Annotated in this window: 17 protein-coding genes; all 17 read left to right on the top strand. The window is 62.2% G+C overall.

Translation table 11 applies throughout. The features are described from left to right. Window positions 1–365 precede the first annotated feature (365 nt). The 17 genes from NVV77_RS10635 to NVV77_RS10555 all read left to right on the top strand — a co-directional run bounded on the left by NVV77_RS10635 (window position 366) and on the right by NVV77_RS10555 (window position 17,833). Window positions 366–929, top strand: a complete 564-nt coding sequence (locus NVV77_RS10635; RefSeq protein WP_295412831.1) for an SH3 domain-containing protein — start codon at window positions 366–368, stop codon at window positions 927–929. 238 nt (window positions 930–1,167) lie between these two features. Further along, window positions 1,168–2,532: an amidohydrolase family protein gene (locus NVV77_RS10630; protein ID WP_295412828.1), complete on the top strand. Its 1,365-nt coding sequence runs from the start codon at window positions 1,168–1,170 to the stop codon at window positions 2,530–2,532. 561 nt (window positions 2,533–3,093) lie between these two features. Next, complete coding sequence (locus NVV77_RS10625; RefSeq protein WP_295412826.1) at window positions 3,094–4,182, top strand: helix-turn-helix domain-containing protein; 1,089 nt, start codon at window positions 3,094–3,096, stop codon at window positions 4,180–4,182. A 121-nt stretch (window positions 4,183–4,303) separates the two neighbouring features. Next, the gene (gene phnF / locus NVV77_RS10620; RefSeq protein WP_295412824.1) at window positions 4,304–5,059 is read left to right on the top strand and encodes a phosphonate metabolism transcriptional regulator PhnF; all 756 of its coding nucleotides are present in this window, start codon (window positions 4,304–4,306) and stop codon (window positions 5,057–5,059) included. Next, entirely contained in the window at window positions 5,052–5,495 is a 444-nt protein-coding gene (locus tag NVV77_RS10615; RefSeq protein ID WP_295412822.1) for a phosphonate C-P lyase system protein PhnG, read from the top strand. The genes phnF and NVV77_RS10615 overlap by 8 nt, the downstream gene beginning before the upstream one ends. After that, a complete protein-coding gene (gene phnH, locus NVV77_RS10610; protein ID WP_295412820.1) occupies window positions 5,495–6,034 on the top strand; it encodes a phosphonate C-P lyase system protein PhnH in 540 nt (179 codons plus the stop codon). Before NVV77_RS10615 ends, phnH begins: the two co-directional genes overlap by 1 nt. Further along, window positions 6,034–7,119, top strand: a complete 1,086-nt coding sequence (locus tag NVV77_RS10605; RefSeq protein WP_295412819.1) for a carbon-phosphorus lyase complex subunit PhnI — start codon at window positions 6,034–6,036, stop codon at window positions 7,117–7,119. Before phnH ends, NVV77_RS10605 begins: the two co-directional genes overlap by 1 nt. Beyond that, entirely contained in the window at window positions 7,116–8,030 is a 915-nt protein-coding gene (locus NVV77_RS10600; RefSeq protein WP_295412817.1) for an alpha-D-ribose 1-methylphosphonate 5-phosphate C-P-lyase PhnJ, read from the top strand. The genes NVV77_RS10605 and NVV77_RS10600 overlap by 4 nt, the downstream gene beginning before the upstream one ends. Next, the gene (locus NVV77_RS10595) at window positions 8,027–8,848 is read left to right on the top strand and encodes an ATP-binding cassette domain-containing protein (protein WP_295412815.1); all 822 of its coding nucleotides are present in this window, start codon (window positions 8,027–8,029) and stop codon (window positions 8,846–8,848) included. Before NVV77_RS10600 ends, NVV77_RS10595 begins: the two co-directional genes overlap by 4 nt. 9 nt (window positions 8,849–8,857) lie before the next feature. After that, on the top strand, window positions 8,858–9,589 hold the full coding sequence (locus tag NVV77_RS10590; RefSeq protein ID WP_295412813.1) for a phosphonate C-P lyase system protein PhnL: 732 nt from the start codon (window positions 8,858–8,860) through the stop codon (window positions 9,587–9,589). After that, complete coding sequence (locus tag NVV77_RS10585; protein WP_295412812.1) at window positions 9,576–10,775, top strand: alpha-D-ribose 1-methylphosphonate 5-triphosphate diphosphatase; 1,200 nt, start codon at window positions 9,576–9,578, stop codon at window positions 10,773–10,775. Before NVV77_RS10590 ends, NVV77_RS10585 begins: the two co-directional genes overlap by 14 nt. A 99-nt stretch (window positions 10,776–10,874) precedes the next feature. Next, window positions 10,875–11,690: a phosphonate ABC transporter ATP-binding protein gene (phnC, locus tag NVV77_RS10580; protein WP_295412810.1), complete on the top strand. Its 816-nt coding sequence runs from the start codon at window positions 10,875–10,877 to the stop codon at window positions 11,688–11,690. A gap of 33 nt (window positions 11,691–11,723) precedes the next feature. After that, window positions 11,724–12,644, top strand: a complete 921-nt coding sequence (gene phnD / locus NVV77_RS10575; protein ID WP_295412807.1) for a phosphonate ABC transporter substrate-binding protein — start codon at window positions 11,724–11,726, stop codon at window positions 12,642–12,644. A 62-nt stretch (window positions 12,645–12,706) separates the two neighbouring features. Then, window positions 12,707–13,618: a phosphonate ABC transporter, permease protein PhnE gene (gene phnE, locus NVV77_RS10570; protein ID WP_295412804.1), complete on the top strand. Its 912-nt coding sequence runs from the start codon at window positions 12,707–12,709 to the stop codon at window positions 13,616–13,618. 3 nt (window positions 13,619–13,621) lie between these two features. Beyond that, window positions 13,622–14,452 carry a phosphonate ABC transporter, permease protein PhnE gene (phnE, locus tag NVV77_RS10565; RefSeq protein WP_295412803.1) on the top strand — a complete coding sequence of 277 codons (831 nt, stop codon included), beginning with the start codon at window positions 13,622–13,624 and terminating at the stop codon, window positions 14,450–14,452. 151 nt (window positions 14,453–14,603) lie between these two features. Next, window positions 14,604–17,507 carry a monovalent cation/H+ antiporter subunit A gene (locus NVV77_RS10560; RefSeq protein ID WP_367178626.1) on the top strand — a complete coding sequence of 968 codons (2,904 nt, stop codon included), beginning with the start codon at window positions 14,604–14,606 and terminating at the stop codon, window positions 17,505–17,507. Beyond that, on the top strand, window positions 17,498–17,833 hold the full coding sequence (locus NVV77_RS10555; RefSeq protein WP_295412798.1) for a Na+/H+ antiporter subunit C: 336 nt from the start codon (window positions 17,498–17,500) through the stop codon (window positions 17,831–17,833). The genes NVV77_RS10560 and NVV77_RS10555 overlap by 10 nt, the downstream gene beginning before the upstream one ends. Window positions 17,834–17,836 lie beyond the last annotated feature (3 nt).

Here is a 17,836-nt window from a genome sequence, read left to right as displayed (position 1 = left end):
GCGCTCACCTGTACGCTTTCATCCCATCCACCGATCAGCGGTTCGGCAGCGTGCCCAGACACTCCCCGCATAACGAGCCCAGCGTTCCGCTAAAGCGGGCCGTGTAACTTCAGCACGCATGCAAGCAATTCGATCAATAGAGAAGTAATTGAAACTCTTGTCCGGCAGTCCACATTCTTGGCATTCCGTCCATCTTTTCAGGATCCATCTTCATGTGGCGTTGTCCGGCTTTTTGTCTGTGATAGCGTCAGTCAAATCGAAATTTACTATTTTGGATTTGTGCAGGCGCGGTCAGGTTTGCTCGTCAGGAAGCCGGTTTGACGGCACAAGCAGCAAGTGATCCGCGTCCGATTGGAGGTCTCACTATGATTAGAACGCTTGTCCGGTTTGCCATGGCGGCCTTTGCCGTCTTGGTGCTGTCCCTGCCGGCCCTGGCCCAGATGTTCGGGCCGGCGGTCACGGTTGCCAATGTCAATTTGCGCAACGGGCCGGGCACGAACCATGCCGTGATCCGCGTGGTACGCTCGGGGGAAGAGGTGACGATCGTCCGTTGCGAACGCAATTGGTGCCTCGTCAATGCCGGGCGCGATACCGGCTGGCTCTCCCAATCCTATGTGATGCGCCTCATTGCTGCACCGCCGCCGCCCATGCCCTGGCCCGATTTCGATTTTGACGCTGGTCCGGCGCGCGCCTGTTTCTACGATCGCCCCAATTTCCGCGGTGACAGCTTTTGCCTGCGGCCCGGCAACGGCAATGCCAATCTGGGCAATTGGCGCAACCGGATCGCCTCGGTCGCCATCCACGGCAATTCGCTCAGCGTCGATCTCTGCACGGCCCGGGATTTCCGCAATTGCACTTCGATACGGCGCGACATGTCGAACCTGAGCCGGCAACTGCAGGGGGCGATCGCCTCGGTCAAGGTCTGGTAATGGGCACTGGCAGCGATCCTGCCACTGTCCCAGCCCCCCGTGAGCCCGAAAACACTGGGCTGCCCTCGGGCCTGACCGAGGGCAGCACCGCCATTGAGATGCAGTGAACTGCCCAGCGCCCGTGACCTGTCCAGCCACAGTTGGGACGGCAGGCTGCAGTTTGGGATTTTGTGCGATTGTTGGGCCCCCTCATCCGGCTAAGCTTTGCCTCCCGGAAGTGTAAGGAGCTCTGCGTGCCATGAGTGTCTCTAAGGCCAAGTCACTGGTGTCGTTGTTTTTTGTTGGTCCGGCTGTTGCGGCCGCGGCTCTGCTGGCGGCGGCGCCGGCAGTCCTTGCCCAGACGGCAAAAACCCCGGTCGTGTTCGAAAATGTCATGATTTTTGATGGGCAGTCGGATGCGCTGAGTGGCCCATCCAATGTTCTGGTCAAGGACGGCAAGATCGCCGGCATTTCGACAGCTGCAATCAGCGAAGACGGCGCCACGGTGATCGATGGCGAGGGCAAGGTGCTGATGCCGGGCCTGATCGACGCGCATTGGCACACCATGCTGATCGGGGTCACCCCCGATACCGGCCTTGCCGATATGGGCTATACGCATCTCGTTGCCGGCGTCGAGGCGACAGCGACACTGATGCGCGGCTTTACCACGGTGCGTGATCTGGGCGGTCCGGCCTTCGGGCTCAAGAAGATCATCGACCAGGGCCTCATTCCCGGGCCGCGTATCTATCCGTCTGGTGCGATGCTGACCATTACCAGCGGGCACGGCGATTTCCGGACCTTTGCCGATCTGCCGCGCAAGATCGGTGAGCTGACCCCGATGGAAGAGGCTGGCATGGCCATGGTGGTCGACAGCCCCGACGAAGTCCGCATGCGCACCCGCGAGCAATTGATGCAGGGCGCCTCCCAGATCAAGCTGACGGCGGGCGGTGGGGTGGCCTCGCCCTTCAGCCCGCTCGATGCGTCGACCTTTATCGATGTGGAGATCGAGGCTGCGGTGCAAGCCGCCTCAAACTGGGGCACCTATGTCGGCGTCCATGCCTATACGCCGCAGGCGGTACAGACGGCGATCAATGCTGGCGTAAAAGTCATCGAGCATGCGCATCTGATCGATGACGAGACGGCGCAGCTGATGGCGGAGAAGGGCATCTGGCTCAGCACCCAGCCTTTTGACGAAAATGCCGGCGCGGGCCTGCCGCCCACCTCCATGGACAAATTCCACGAGGTGCTGCACGGCACCAGCAATGTCTACGAATTTGCCAAGAAGTACGACCTCAAGACGGCCTGGGGCACAGACATCCTGTTCTCGCCCATTCTGGCCCGCGGCCAGAACAACATGCTGCTCAACCTGCTCGAATGGTACACCCCGGTCGAAGCGCTGCAGATGGCCACGGGCACCAATGGCGAGCTGCTCCTGCTCTCGGGCGAGCGCAATCCCTATCCCGGGCGTATCGGCCTCATCGAGGAAGGCGCCTATGCCGATCTGCTGCTCGTTGACGGCAATCCGCTCGAAGACCTGACCCTGGTTGCCGATCCGGCAAACAACTTCCTCATCATCATGAAGGATGGGGTGATCTACAAGGACATAACCGGCGACCAGCCATAGAGCCTGTCAGATCCCGCCCATCTTCACCTGTTCGCGCGTTTGCGTCTATCGAGGGTAACAGTCTGTTAGCCAATAGACGCCAACGCGCGGCGATGGATCGGCCAGATAGGAACGCAGAGACAAGGTCTGGGACGGAATGCACATCCGTTCGCGGAAGTATATGATACTCTCACTCAGCAAATTGCGTGTCTCTGGCCATTCGGGGCAAGCAGCTTGTCGGCGGCGGCAATATTCGGATAAAGTTCTCGCATAGTCATTCTGCCTGTTTGGCTTTTTCAACTTCTCGTTCGACGCTAGACTGGTTGCTCGTCGCAGCCATCGCCAGCGCCGGAGGAGCGTTCGGGAACCCGAGGGCACTTTGGCGGCCCCCCGGCAGACGACTATCCAAACCTCTGAAGCGCCTGGCTTTTGGCGCTTTGGCTTCTTGCCTTCTGTTTGTGTGTGGCTTGGCCGCGCACCGTTGCGGCCAGTCCCTTTTGGGGCCAGACGGGCCGCGTGGCGCGGTCCCGCGGCCAGCAGTTTTCCGCCTTCGGTCGGGAAACTCTGAGGGGGAGCGTCAGAATGTACCATGCGTCCAGTATTCGTCCGCGATATCAGCCGGTTGTGCCGCTGATGGATTCGCCGAATGACGAAGCTATCGGTCTGAGGCCTATAGATTTTTCAACCAGTGAAGTGCCTGTCGCGGATCGGTTCGACGCCTGGCGTGATGTCCATTCCGCCGCCTTCGACATCTTTCCGAGCCAGGACAACAGGAATTTTCGCGCCCGGCATCGCACCTGGGATCTGGGCAGCATGGCCTTCCAGACCATCGAGACCGACAGCCTGCGCTTTGCCAGTCTCGCCGAGCAATCCAAGCGCGATCCATTGGATCATTGGGTCGTTTCGCTCTTCGTCACCGGTCGATGCACGATCGAGGGCTCCAGGGTCCTTCTCGAAAATGTTTCAGGAATTCCGCAGCTTACCTCCCTCGTCGACCCCTTCCATGGCCAGGTCACGGCGGGCAAGGCGCATCTGCTCTATGTCCCGCGCGATACCTGCCGCGACGCCGCCCACCTCCTCGACGCCGCCTCGCTCACGCTGCTGCAAGACGGCATGGGCGGCATTTTTGCCGACTATATGCTGAGCCTGGAAAGCCGCATGTCGCAGCTGCAGCCGGGGGACCTCGCCGAGCTTTTCGCAGCCACGCGCGCGCTGCTGCTTGCGGCGATTACGCCGTCGCCCGATCGCCTCGAAGAGGCCGGGGCGCTGATCAACCACGCCCTCCTCGAACGCGCCCGACAGTGCGTGCAGGATAATCTGCAAAATCCGGCGCTCGATGTGAATTTCATCCTGCGCGGGCTGGGCGTTTCCCGCTCCCGCCTCTACCGACTTTTCGAGGCCTCGGGCGGCATCATGCACTATATCCAGAAGCGACGGCTGCTGGCAGCGCACAAGGTGCTGGCCGACCCCCTGAGCGGGCGGCGCATCTTCGAAGTGGCAGAAGATTTCTGCTTCAACGATGCTGCAGAATTCAGCCGCGCCTTCCGGCGTGAATTTGCCTACAGCCCCTCCGATGTCAGGGCCCACAGACCACATCTGGCTGCAGATCGCGTGCAGTCCAGCCCCCATGCAAAGGACCTGACGGACCTTCTCAAGCGCATGCAGAGCTAAGGCGTCATCGGTTTTTCGAATGGCGCTGCTAAAGCCGGACCGTCGCATGGTTGGTCCGCGCCGTGTCACGCGCGTGTCATTGACCCCGACTAAAACCAGCTCATTCGAATGAGTTGGTGCAATGCGGAATCAAGGCCATTCCTGGGAGGAAACCCGGGATCGGATCAGCGAAGAAATTACCACGGGACGTCTTGCGCCGGATGCGCGCCTGCCGTCCGAGCCCGAGCTTTGCCTGCTCTATGGCACGCGACGCCACTCGCTGCGCAAGGCGCTGGCGGCCCTCGTCAGCGAAGGCAAGCTGCGCGTCGAACATGGCCGCGGCACCTTTGTCGAGCGCGCGCCGCTCCTCAACTACGTCATCGGTTCGCGCACGCGTTTCCACGAAAACCTGATGTCGCAGGGTTTGACCGCGTCGGGCGAAACGCTTGCGGAAATGACCATTCCGGCGAGCAAGCGCGTCGCCTCGGCATTGGGCATCGAGCCCGAGGCCAAGGTTTTTGCCCGCTCCTGGCGCGGCTTTGCCAATGACCTGCCGATCAGCATCGGCTGGGCCTATCACGACACCACCCGCTTCCCCGACCTGCCGGAGCGGCGGCGGGAACTGTCGTCGATCACAAAAGTCTATCATTCCTACGGCATCATCGATTACCGGCGCCTGCGCACCACTGTCTTCACGCGCCTCGCCTCCGAAAGCGAGGCGAGCATGTTGATGCTGCGCGCCGGCCAGTCGGTGCTCGTGGTGCAAAAGGTCGACGCCGATCTCGATGGGCGACCGATTGGATTTTCCGAGGCTGTGTGGGCGGGCGACCGGGTGCAGTTCACCTTCGAAACCGACCAGCCGACCGTGCTTACCACCGAAAGAGACAATGATGTTTAACGAGACACCATCGGGTGGCTCCACTCACGGAGCGACGCTCGACATTCTGGCGCGGGCGCGGCCGGCACTTCTGAAAGCGCTAGCCGAAACCTTGCTTGAGGGCGTGGGCGAGATTTCGGTCATCACCAATCGCACCGGGCTCGTCATGGTCCCAATGCGCGACACGGTCGAAAATGTCGATTTTCACCTCGGCGAAGTGCTGGTCAGCGAGGCGCATATCGCCGATGCCGCCGGCTATGTCGGCTATGGCATGGTGACCGGGCGCGATCTCGAACGCGCCATGGCCATGGCCGTCGTCGACCTGCGCCTTGCCGCGACCGGCGAACAACCGGCCATAACGACCTTTCTCGCCGAAGAACGCGCGCATCAGGCCGCTGAAGACACTGCCCGCATGCGGCAGGTGGAAGCCACGCGCGTTGAAATGGAGACGTTCTGATGCTGACCGTTGCTCCTCCCGACGCCATTGAAATGCGCGCCAACGCCACTTTTGAGGCGCTGATGTGGGCCCTTTCGCGCCCCGGGGATATCAGAGAACTGCCCGAAGCCGGCCTCGCCGCCATCGCCGAAACGCTGGTCGATCTAGAATGCACCGTCTTTTCGGACGATCCGGCCCTCCGGGCGCAGATCGCGGCGACCGGCGCGCTTCAGGCCGACGATATTTCTGAGGCCGACCATGTGTTCCTCTCCTCGCTCGAGGGCGCCGAAGCTCGGCTTGTCGCCCTCCGCTGCGGTAGCGCGCTTTATCCCGATGACGGGGCGACGCTGGTTGCCCAAGTCCGCCATGGCGTGGGCCAGCGCGTGCGGCTTTCCGGCCCGGGTGTCGATGGGTTTTTGGAACTTTCCCTCGGCGTTTCGTCAGGTTTCTGGGCCATGCGCGCCATGCTCTGCGCCTATCCCGAAGGCTTTGACATGCTCCTCGTTGATGGCCGTTCGGCCATCGGCATTCCGCGCTCGACCCTGGTGGAGGTGCTGTAATGGCATATGTAGCAACCCGCGGTGGCGAAAAGGCCATCGAACAGGCCGAGCGCCTCTTCCGACAGGATCTGGGCACGATCGATGCAAACCGCGTCGAGACCATCAAGCAGACCATGCCCTATCTCATCGACCGCGTGATGGGCGAAGCCTCGCTCTATAGCGAGGAACTCGCGGCGCTAGCTCTGGCCCAGACCGGCGGCGAACTGTCGGAAGCCGTGCTGGTGCTGCGCGCCTGGCGCACGACCCAGCCGCGCATCACCATCGCCCGCCCGGTGCAGCAGGACGAAATTCTCACGCAGCGCCGCATTTCGGCAGCGTTCAAGGATATTCCCGGCGGCCAGATTCTGGGACCGACCCTCGACTACTCGCACCGCGTGCTCGCGACCGACGTGCTCGAAGGAAAACCCTATGCGCCGCCGGCCGTTGATGCAGCGGCAAAACCGGCACCGGCCCAACAGCCGTCGCTCGCCGATTGGCAGCGCCAGCAAGGGCTGCTTGCTCCTACGAGCGAAGCCGATGTGGCCTTAGAAGACATCCCGGACCTGACGCGTGAACCGCTCCTCTTTCCGGCCTCGCGTGCGCATCGCCTGCAAAGCCTGGCGCGTGCCGAAACCGGTGGCGTGCTTGCCCTCGGCTATTCGGCCATGCGCGGCTACGGCAATGCCCATCCGACGGTCAATGAACTGCGCTTGGGCGAAGCCGAAGTGGTGGTGCGCCATCCGCGCGGCACCGAGTTTTCCGCCGGGCGCGTGCGCGTCAGCCAGGCCGAAGTGACGTCGAAGGAAAAGGGCGGGTTCCTCGATCTTGGCTTTGCCGCGACCTTCGGCTGGAACGAAGTAAAGGTGATCGCGGCGGCAACGCTCGATCTCAACTCCGCCGAAGCCCCGGTTGGCTCGCCCGTCCACGAAGAATTTTATCTGTATCACACCGAAAGCGTAGAGGCCTCGGGCTTCTGCATCCACTTCAAGCTGCCGCACTACGTGACCTTCCAGTCGACGCTCGACGCCATGCGCGATGCCAAGGCCCAGAAGGCAGCAGCCGAACAGAAGGGCGCTGTCGAGCGCCAGACGGAGCCCGCAGAATGAGTCTTTCATCCCTGACAAAACCCTGGTCTGCGACCAGCTATGGCTTCCTCGATGCCTCGGCCAAGCGCGAGCTGCGTCGAAAAATGCTCAAGGCCATCGCCGTGCCCGGCTGCCAGATGCCCTATGCCAGCCGTGAAGTGCCGATGGCCCGTGGCTGGGGCACGGGCGGGTTGCAGGTGACCCTCACGCTGGTCAACCCGACTTCGGTGGTGAAAGTGATCGACCAGGGTGCCGATGATGGCGTCAACGCCGCCTCGATCCGCCGCTTCATTTCGCGCGTTTCGGGCGCCGGGGAAACCTGGGACACCCTCGCCGCCTCCATTGTGCAGTCGCGTCACCGCGTGCCCGAAGAGGTGATGCGCGAGGACCAGATCCTCGTGCTGCAGGTGCCCAATCCCGAGCCGCTGCGCGGGGTCGAGCCCAACATTTCCATCGCCCGGCAGATGCATGCCGATGCCGACTACGGAAAACTCTGGCTGACGCTTTACGAGCAGATCGTTCGCAAGGGCAGGATCATGCAGGGTGCCGGCTACCCCTCCATGGTCAATGGCCGCCACGTGATGACACCCTCGCCCATTCCGCGCTGGGACGTACCAAAGCTCAACATGGCCAAGCACCTCACCTTCCTCTCTGCGGGCCGGGAAAAGCGGCTGTTCGCCGTGCCGCCCTTTACCCGCGTCGAGCCGCTGGTCTTTTCGGATCGCCCCTATCAGGTCGAGCACCATGCCGACCTCACCTGCCGACGCTCCGGCGTCTCGGGCTATTTCATGAACGAATTGCCCGTCGATGGCGGCGGTTCGGCCTTTGAAGTGTCCGACAGCAATCTTGGCATCAAGGCCATTCAGCAGGCGGAAGGCGCGCCGGTCGAGATCGGCAAAACCTGGTATCGCAATGGGGAGTTTTCGGCATGAGCCTCGATATGAGCCCCGCGGCGCTGACCCGCGCCGAACCGCGCCTGATGCGGGCTGAACCGCTTCTCACCATGCGCGACATTTCCAAAACCTACGGTGATGTCCGCGCCCTGCGCCATGTCGACGCCACGGTCTATCCTGGCGAAGTCATGGGCATTGTCGGGGAAAGCGGCTCGGGAAAATCGACGCTGCTGCGGATGATGAACCTCGAGGATACGCCTGATCACGGCGACTACACCCTGCGCCTCCCCAACCGCGATGACGGCAATCTCTTCGACCTGACGCGCTATGAGCGACGCATGCTCTGCGCGCGCCATATCGGCATCGTCTACCAGAACCCGCATCTGGGCCTGCTGATGAAGCACTCCTCGAGCGGCAATGTCGCTGAGCGTCTGCTCATCGCCGGCGAACGCAGCTTTGAGGTGCTCCGCGCCAAGGCGCGCGAAGCTCTCGATGCTTCCGAATTTCCGCTTTCGCGCATGGACGCCCGCCCGATCGAACTTTCCGGCGGCATGCAGCAACGCGTGCAATTGGCCAAGGCCATCGCGCTCGAACCGGCCCTGCTGCTGCTCGACGAGCCGACCACCGGTCTCGACGTTTCCGTGCAGGCGCTGGTGCTCGATACGCTAAAGCGCCTGCAGCGCGACCGGAAGATCACCATGGTGCTGGTCAGCCACGATCTGGGCGTCATCCGCACGATGGCCGACCGCGTCATGGTCATGCGCCACGGCGAGGTGGTGGAGCAGGGTCTTGCCGATCAGGTGTTCCAGGACCCGCAGCACCCCTATACCCAGCAACTCGTACACGCAAAGCTCTGAGGACAGGCCATGACTTCCACTCCCCTCCTGCGTGTCGACGGCCTGACCAAGACTTTTCGCATGTATCACCTCGACAGCATGCTGCATGCCTTTGAAGGGGTCAGCTTTGACCTTCATGAAGGCGAATTCCTGCTGCTGCGCGGGCACAACGGCGCCGGCAAGTCGACGCTGCTGCGCACCATCTGGCGCAGCTATCTGCCGGTCGGCGGTCATGTCTGGTACCGGTCCAACCATGGCGAAATCGACCTCGCCAATGCGGCCGATGTCGATATCGCGCTGCTTCGCCGCGAGGAAATCGGCTTTGTGACGCAGTTCCTCAACGCCCGTCCGCGCGTTGCGGCCCAGGATATCGTCGCCGAGCCGCTGCTTCTCGCCGGCACATCGCAGGCCGAGGCGCTGGATCAAGCCCGGCACTGGCTCGACCAGTTCGGCGTGCGTCCAGAACTCTGGCGCGCCTATCCCTCGACCTTTTCGGGTGGCGAGCAGCAGAAGGTCAATTTGGCCCGTGCGCTCATCCTGCCGCAAAAACTGCTGCTGCTGGACGAGCCGACAGCTTCGCTCGACGTTGGCGCCCGCGCCGCGCTCGTGCGCCGGCTCTCGGATTTGAAGGGGCAGGGCGTCGCCATCATCGGCGTGTTCCACCATCCGGGCGATGTCGCCCAGTTGATCACCCGCGAAATCAATCTCAATACTCGTGTCGTTGCCGACCAGAGCGAGGAAGAAGAAAATGTGGCTCTCTAATTTCCGTATCGTCCTCGCCGACCGCGTCATCGAAAACGGTGCCGTCAAAATCGAAGATGGCGTCATCGCAGAAATCAGCGAAACGCCGGTTGCCAATGCCGACGTGGACGGTCACGGCCTCCTCCTGATGCCGGGCATGATCGATATGCATGGCGACATGATCGAGCGCGAAATCGAGCCGCGCCCGGGCGTGCGCATGCCGATGGAAATGGGCCTCCGCGATCTCGACATGAAGCTCGCAACTGCAGGCATCACCACGGCCTATGCCTCGCTCTCCTTCGCGCCGGGCTCCACCTATGGCCATATGCGCTCCTATGATTTCACGAGCGAGATGATCCGCGCCGTCGTCGCGGCGCGGCCGAACCTCCTCATCGACCATCGCGTGCATGCACGGTTTGAAGTGACTTTTCCGGCCGCCTTGTCCGTCGTGAAGGAACTGGTCGGCGAGGGCTCGGTCGATCTCGTCTCGCTCTGCGATCACACGCCGGGGCAGGGTCAGTATCGCAACCTCGAATTGCAGGCCGCCAACATCTCCAAGAACAAGGGCATTTCGCTCGAAGCTGCGGCCGAACAATTGCAGCAGCGCATCAGGGATCGCCAGGAAACGGCCGGCGACATGACCGCGACTCTCCGCGCCATTACCCAATATTGCGCGCTGCATGGCGTGCCGGTGGCGAGCCACGATGACGACACGGTCGAAAAAGTGGAGCTGATGGATTCCCTCGGCGCCAATATTTCCGAGTTTCCGGTGACGCTCGAGGCCGCGAAGGAAGCAAATCGCCGGGGCATGCTCAATGCTATGGGCGCGCCGAACGCGCTGCGCGGCCAGTCCTATTCCGGCAATCTCTCGGCGCGCGAAGCGCACGAAGCCGGCGTGCTCGACCTCCTCGCCGCCGATTACCATCCCTCGGCCATGCTCCCGGCCGTGCTGGTGCTGGGCAAGACCGATCCCAATGGCTTGCCGGGCGCGGCAAAACTCACCTCGCTCAATCCGGCCCGCGCGCTCGGCCTCGAAGATCGCGGCGAAATCCGTGTTGGCCTCCGCGCCGATCTCCTCGTCGCCAGCGATACCGGCGTCGGTCGCGTCCATGCCACTCTGTCGCGCGGCCGGTTCGTCCATTCCGATGGCACGTTGGCGATTTCAGGCGTTTCCACGCGTCACGAGACAGTCATTCGAATGAGTTAATCGTGTCATTGAGGCGGGTTAGAGTCCTAAGCATAGAGCAAGAGTTGAGGCCAATTTCACTGTGTCGGTGAAATTGCTGGAAACACGGCAGGGTGCGTCATGCTGGAACTGAAGAAGGTCACCAAGGTTTTTGGCGACACGATTGCCGTCAACAATGTGTCGCTCTCCTTCGCCCCGGGCCAGATGGTCGGTATTATCGGGCGCTCGGGCGCCGGCAAGTCGACCCTTCTCCGTCTCATCAACCGCCTCGCAGGCGTCAGCGAGGGCCGCATCAGTTTTGGCGACACCGATGTCGGCGCCCTTGAAGGCAAGGCATTGCGGGCCTGGCGTGCCCGCTGCGCCATGATTTTTCAGCAGTTCAATCTCGTGAACCGTCTCGACGTGCTCACCAACGTCATGATCGGCCGCATCGGCACTGCGGCGACACTGCCGGTCATGTTAAAACGCTTTCCAGTCGAGGATCGGGCCAATGCCGCCATGGCGCTCGATCGGCTGGACCTTTTATCCCAGGCGCTGCAGCGCGCCGATACGCTCTCGGGCGGCCAGCAGCAGCGTGTCGCCATTGCCCGCGCCCTGATGCAGAAGCCGAGCCTCATTCTGGCCGACGAGCCGATTGCCTCGCTCGACCCGCGCAATGCGCGCCTGGTGATGGACGCGCTGCGCACCATCAACCGCCAGGACAAGATTACCGTCATCACCAATCTCCACACGCTCGATGCCGCCCGCGCCTATTGCGACCGCATCGTAGGCATGGCGCAGGGCCGGGTCGTCTTTGACGGCACGCCGAGCCAGCTCACCTCTTCCGTGATTCAGGAGATCTACGGTGACGATACCGAAACAGCCGTGGACGAAAACCTGACTTCCACAATGGCTGGAACCAGTCCCGCAGGACGACAGATGGAGGTGGCTCACTAGAGCCCCTTTCTTTCCCAACCCGGAGTTTCACCAATGCTCACCTTGACGCGTCGCGGCCTTGCGGCTGCGCTGGTTTCGCTCGCCCTCGTTTCCCCGGTCCTCGCGCAGGACTGGCGCTCGGAATATCCCGAGCTGACCATCGGTATCTCCTCGGGCGAAAACGAAACCGATGCCATCGCCCGCAACCAGCCCTATGCCGACTATCTCAGCCGCGAGCTGGGCGTGCCGGTGAAAATGATCCGCGGCACGGACTATGCCGCCGTCATCGAAGCCATGCGTTCTGGTCACGTGCAGATCGCGTCGGTCGGCCCGGCTGCCTATGCGCTGGCGCGCAAGGTCATGGGCGACGAAATTGCGCCCGTTGCCGTGACGCTCGATCAGGATGGCAACCTCGGCTACTACTCCGTCATCGCGGTGCGCGCCGACAGCCCCTACCAGACTCTTGAAGACATCAAGGGCAAGTCCTTCGCCTTTGCCGACCCGAACTCGACCTCGGGCTATGCCGTCCCCTCCTATTATCTCTCGACCGAGCTCAAGACCTCGGCCGACGACTATTTCAGCGAAGTCGCCTTCTCCGGCGGCCACGAGCAGAGCGTCATGGCGCTGGTCAACGGCACTTTTGAAGCTGTCGCTACCCACTGGCGCAACGAGACGGCCGGCAATATCCAGACCATGGAAAAGAAGGGCCTGATCCAGCCCGGTTCGACCCGCATCATCTGGACCTCGCCCGTCATCCCCAACACCCCGGTGATGATCAACACGACGCTCCCCCAGGAACTGCAAGACGAGTTCAAGGCCGCCCTGATGGCCTTCCCGGAAAAGGACCCGGAAGGCTTTGCGACCTACAGCAACGGTACCTCGAGCGGCTATGTCGAAGCCAAGCACGAAGACTATCTCGACGTCGTCGCCATCACCGAATTCAACGCCGAACAGCGCCGCAAGAACGGCAACTGATCGCTTTCCAACTGACCGGCGCGCGTCCCGTGCGCCGGTCTTTTTCATTTGAGAGGGCCCCCGTGTCCACTTTGACCCCCACCAATGGCCTGCTGTCATCGACGACGCGTGAGGAGCGCCTCCTCTCGTTCGAAGGGCGCTATCGCCAGCAGCAGTTTACCCGCCGCAACTGGACCCTGTTTTATGGCGCGCTGTTCCTCGCCGCGCTCATTGGCTCCATTGCCGTCAGCGATTTCAGCATTCCCGGCCTCATAAAAGGCCTGCCCATGGCCTGGAACTATATCGCGGGCACGTTGCCAAAGCTGACGCTGGAAAATCTCTGGGGCGATCTTGCCGAATGGTATTGGGGCCTGCGCTTCTGGCTGCGGCTGCTCGTTGAAACCATTCTCATGGGCTTTGTCGGCACTGTCCTTGGCGGCGTCCTCGCGCTGGCGCTCTGTTTTCCGGCCTCGCGGAACCTCGTTGAAAATACCGTCATCTATTTTGCCGCGCGCCGCACCCTCGAATTCTGCCGCACTGTGCCCGAACTGGTCTTTGCGCTGATCTTTGTCTTCGCCTTCGGTCTTGGTCCCTTTGCCGGCGTTTTGGCCATTGCGGTGCACACGGCCGGCTCGCTTGGAAAGCTCTTTGCCGAGGTCAATGAAAACGTCGATCCGCGTCCCATCGAAGGCGTACGCGCTTCGGGCGGCAATTGGCCGATGATCATGCGTCTGGGCGTCGTGCCGCAGGCCCTGCCCAATTATGCCAGCTACCTGCTGCTGCGCCTCGAAATCAATGTACGCGGCGCCTCGGCTCTCGGCCTCGTCGGCGCCGGCGGCATCGGCGAAGACCTCTATGTCGCCATCCGCCAGTTCGAATATACCGACATCTCGGCCATCATGCTGCTTTTGATCCTGACGACCTCGGTAATCGACATCATCTGCGAAACCATCCGCCATCGCCTTATCGGCCACGATCTTGCAGCGAGTGCCTAAGCCATGAACACCGCTCAGCACGCCGACATTTCCCGCCTTCGCCGCTCCAATCCCGAGATTTTTAGCCGGCCGCTCGTGGAGCGCGTTCGCGGTTGGGGCCTCTGGACCGCTTTTCTCGCCGTTTTTGCTTTCGGGCTCTGGTGGATCGACGCCTCCCCCATGCGGATCATCAATGGGCTGAACAAGCTCGGCATGCTGGTCGTGCTAATGATCCCGCCCTGGCCCGGCGACGGCCTTTGGGACTATCTGCGCGCCATGCTCGAAACGCTTGCCATGGCGTTCCTCGGCACCGTCATTGCCGCCGTGCTTGCCGTGCCGCTGGGGTTCCTTGGCGCCAAGAACATCGTGCCCAACTGGTTCTTCCATTTTGGCCTGCGTCGCTTCTTCGACGCATTCCGCGGCATCGACGGTCTCGTCTGGGCGCTTATCTTCGTCTCGGCCGTGGGGCTTGGCCCCTTTGCCGGTGTCCTCGCCATCGCCGTCGGCGACGTCATGGTTTTGGGAAAACTCTTTGCCGAGGCCATCGAGAATGTCGACAAGAAGCCGGTCGATGGCGTGCGCGCCTCAGGCGGCTCCGGCCTTCATGTCATGCGGCTCGGTGTCTTTCCGCAGGTCTTTCCGGTGATGATGAGCCACGTGCTCTATTTCTTCGAATCCAATGTCCGTTCGGCCACCATTCTCGGCATTGTCGGGGCGGGGGGCATTGGCCTGCAACTGTCCGATCGCATGCGCATCAACAACTGGCAGGAAGCCGCTTTCATCATCCTGCTGATCCTCGTCACCGTTTCGATCATCGATGCGATATCCCGTCGCATCCGCGCCAAATTGACCTGAAGCGGGCAGAATTTCTGCCCGCCGCGGGACTATGAATTTCATGTGACGACATCAGCGTGCAAGTTAAGCCCAAAGTGGTCTTCTCAGGAGGCGTGAGCATCCCTATACCTTGGCAATAGATTCGAGCCTGAGGACTGGCCCCCTGCCTTCAATACCGACCGACTTCGCCCTTCCCCTTCTCTGCATTCTGCCATTTCTGGCAAGCGTGTTTGTATTGGCTGCTCCGGGTGAAAAATACCGGGGCGCGGCCTGGGTGACGGCGGTCGTTGCGGCCATTCTCAGTCTTTTGTCCCTCGCGCTCTTTCCTTCCATCGCCAATGGCGAAGTGCTGATCAGCCGCATCGAATGGATACCGCAGCTTGGGCTCAACCTGACCCTGCGCCTCGATGGGCTTGCCTGGCTCTTTGCCGTGCTCATCACCTGCATCGGCTTTCTGGTGGTGCTTTATGCGCGCTACTACATGTCGCCCAAGGATCCCATCGCGCGCTTCCACGCGCTGCTGCTGGCCTTCATGGGCGCCATGCTCGGCCTCGTCATGTCGGGTAATATCATCCAGCTTGCCATCTTCTGGGAGCTGACCAGCCTCGTCTCGTTCCTCCTCATCGGTTACTGGTATCACCGCGGCGATGCCCGCGACGGCGCGCGCATGGCGCTCATCATCACCGGCACCGGTGGTCTCGCGCTCTTTGTGTCCATGCTGATCATCGGCCGGATCGTCGGCAGCTATGAGCTCGACGATGTCCTGGCCTCGGGCTCGCTGATCGTTGAAAGCCCGCTCTATCCGGTGGCGCTGATCCTGTTCCTGCTCGGCGCCTTCACCAAGTCGGCGCAGTTCCCGTTCCAGTTCTGGCTGCCCAATGCCATGACCGCGCCGACCCCGGTTTCGGCGTATCTCCATTCAGCGACCATGGTGAAGGCGGGCGTCTTCATCCTCACCCGCTTCTGGCCGGTCATGCATGACCACCAGCTCTGGTTCTGGATCGTCACTTATACAGGGCTCGCGACGCTCATCTTCGGGGCCTATACCGCGCTGTTCCAGCGCGACCTCAAGGGGCTGCTCGCCTATTCGACCATTTCCCATCTCGGGCTCATCACCACGCTTTTAGGGATGGGCACGCCCCTCGCGGCCGTTGCCGCCATCTTCCACATCGCCAATCACGCCACCTTCAAGGCGTCGCTCTTCATGGCGGTGGGCATCATCGACCACGAGACCGGCACGCGCGACGTGCGCAAGCTGAGTGGTCTTCGGAAATACATGCCGTTCACGGCGACCCTCGCCATCATCGCCAGCGCCGCCATGGCCGGCGTGCCGCTGCTCAACGGCTTCCTTTCGAAGGAAATGTTCTTCACCGAGACGGCCGAGTTCGATCCCAACGTCTTCGTCAATCTCTCCCTGCCGATTGGCGCCACGCTCGCCGGCATGCTCAGCGTCGCCTATTCGATAAAATTCGTGCACGGCGTCTTCTTCGGGCCGCCGCCGACAGAGCTTGAAAAAGTGCCGCACGAGCCCCCGGCGCTGATGCGCCGCCCCATCGAAATCCTGGTGCTGATCTGTCTCGCCGTCGGCATCATTCCCGGCATCACCATCGGGCCCTATCTCGCCGCGGCCGTGCGTTCGGTTCTGGGCGCCGAAACGCCCTATTACAGCCTCTCGGTCTGGCACGGCTTTAATCTGCCCCTGATCATGAGCATCATCGCCATGGTGGGTGGCGCCGTCATCTATGTGCCCTACTACCGGCGCCTGCTGAATGTCGATGGCGTGCCTTTGACGCGCGGTCTTGTCGGCCAGCGCGTCTTCGAGCGCCTCCTCGTCACCGCCACCAATCGCTGGGCCCGCCATCTTGTCGGCGCCTTCGGCACGCAACGCCTGCAACCGCAGATTTTCGTCGTCATCTTCCTTGCGCTGGCAGCCGGCATTGCCGCGGGCTGGACGCGCATGGGCAATCTGCCGCTGCCCGACAGTTTTGATCCGGTTCTCGGGCTCGTCTGGCTCCTCGGCGGCATCAGCGCCGTTGCGGCGGCGCAGCAGGCAAAGTTCCATCGCCTCGCCTCCATGATCCTCATGGGCGGCGCCGGGCTTGCGACCTGTCTCACCTTTGCATGGTTCTCCGCCCCCGACCTGGCGCTGACCCAGCTCCTCGCCGAAATCGCCACGACCGTTCTGATCCTCCTTGGCCTGCGCTGGCTGCCCAAGCGCAGCCCCGTGCCCGAAGGCACGCCGCTCGTCGCACGGCTGCGCCGCTATCGCGACGTGAGCCTCGCCGGGCTGGTCGGGCTCGCCACGGCGCTTGCGAGCTACGCCATCATGACGCGCTCGGCGCCCGAGGGCATTTCCGACTTCTTCCTTGCCAATGCCTACAAGGAAGGCGGCGGTACCAATGTCGTCAATGTCATGCTGGTCGATTTCCGCGGCTTTGACACCATGGGCGAAATCACGGTGCTCGGCGTCGTTGCGCTGACCGTTTTCGGCCTCCTGCGTCGCTTCCGCCCGGCTTCGGACAGCGCCGAGCGGCCCGAGCAACAGCGCGTACTCGACGACTATGCGCCCGGCTCCGGCGATAACGTCGCCGACGATTTCCTGCGCATACCGGCACTGATCATGAACTGGATGTTCCCGGTCGTCGTCGTCGTCGCCATCTATATGCTGATGCGCGGCCACGACCTGCCGGGCGGCGGCTTTATCGCCGGCATCATCATGTCGCTGGCCTTTATTCTCCAGTATCTCGCCGGGGGCACACGCTGGGTCGAAGAGCGCCTGCGCATCCTGCCGCTGCTCTGGATCGGCTGGGGTCTTCTCCTCGCCCTCCTCACCGGTCTTGGCGCCATGGTGCTCGGCGCGCCCTTCCTCACCTCGGCCTTCGCCTATGCCGACATTCCGCTGATCGGTAAGGTGCCGATGGCCACGGCGCTGATCTTCGATCTTGGCGTCTTTGCCCTTGTCGTCGGCGCGACTGTGCTGATGTTGATCGCCCTGGCGCACCAATCCATTCGTCGACCAAAAGTCGCGGGCTCCAACAAGCCCAAGCAGCGTGTGGGAGCAGACAAATGGAACTGACCCTCGCCATCGCCATCGGCGTGCTCTCCGCTTCCGGCGTCTACCTCTTGCTGCGTCCGCGTACCTTCCAGGTGATCATCGGCCTGTCTCTCGTTTCCTATGCGGTCAATCTCTTCATTCTCTCAATGGGGCGGTTGCGCATGGATGCGGCGCCGATCCTCTCCGGCGCCGATGCCAATATTGCCGACTATGCCGACCCAGTGCCGCAGGCGCTGGTTCTCACCGCCATCGTCATCGGCTTTGCCATGACGGCCCTGTTCCTTGTCGTGCTGCTCGCCGCCCGCGGGCTCAGCGGCTCCGACCATGTTGATGGAAAGGGGGATTGAGAT

It is taken from the genome of Devosia sp., assembly GCF_024707125.1.
Classification (GTDB): domain Bacteria; phylum Pseudomonadota; class Alphaproteobacteria; order Rhizobiales; family Devosiaceae; genus Devosia.
The sequence above is the reverse complement of the archived record's forward strand: the minus strand, read 5'-3'. Positions and strand labels throughout refer to the sequence as shown.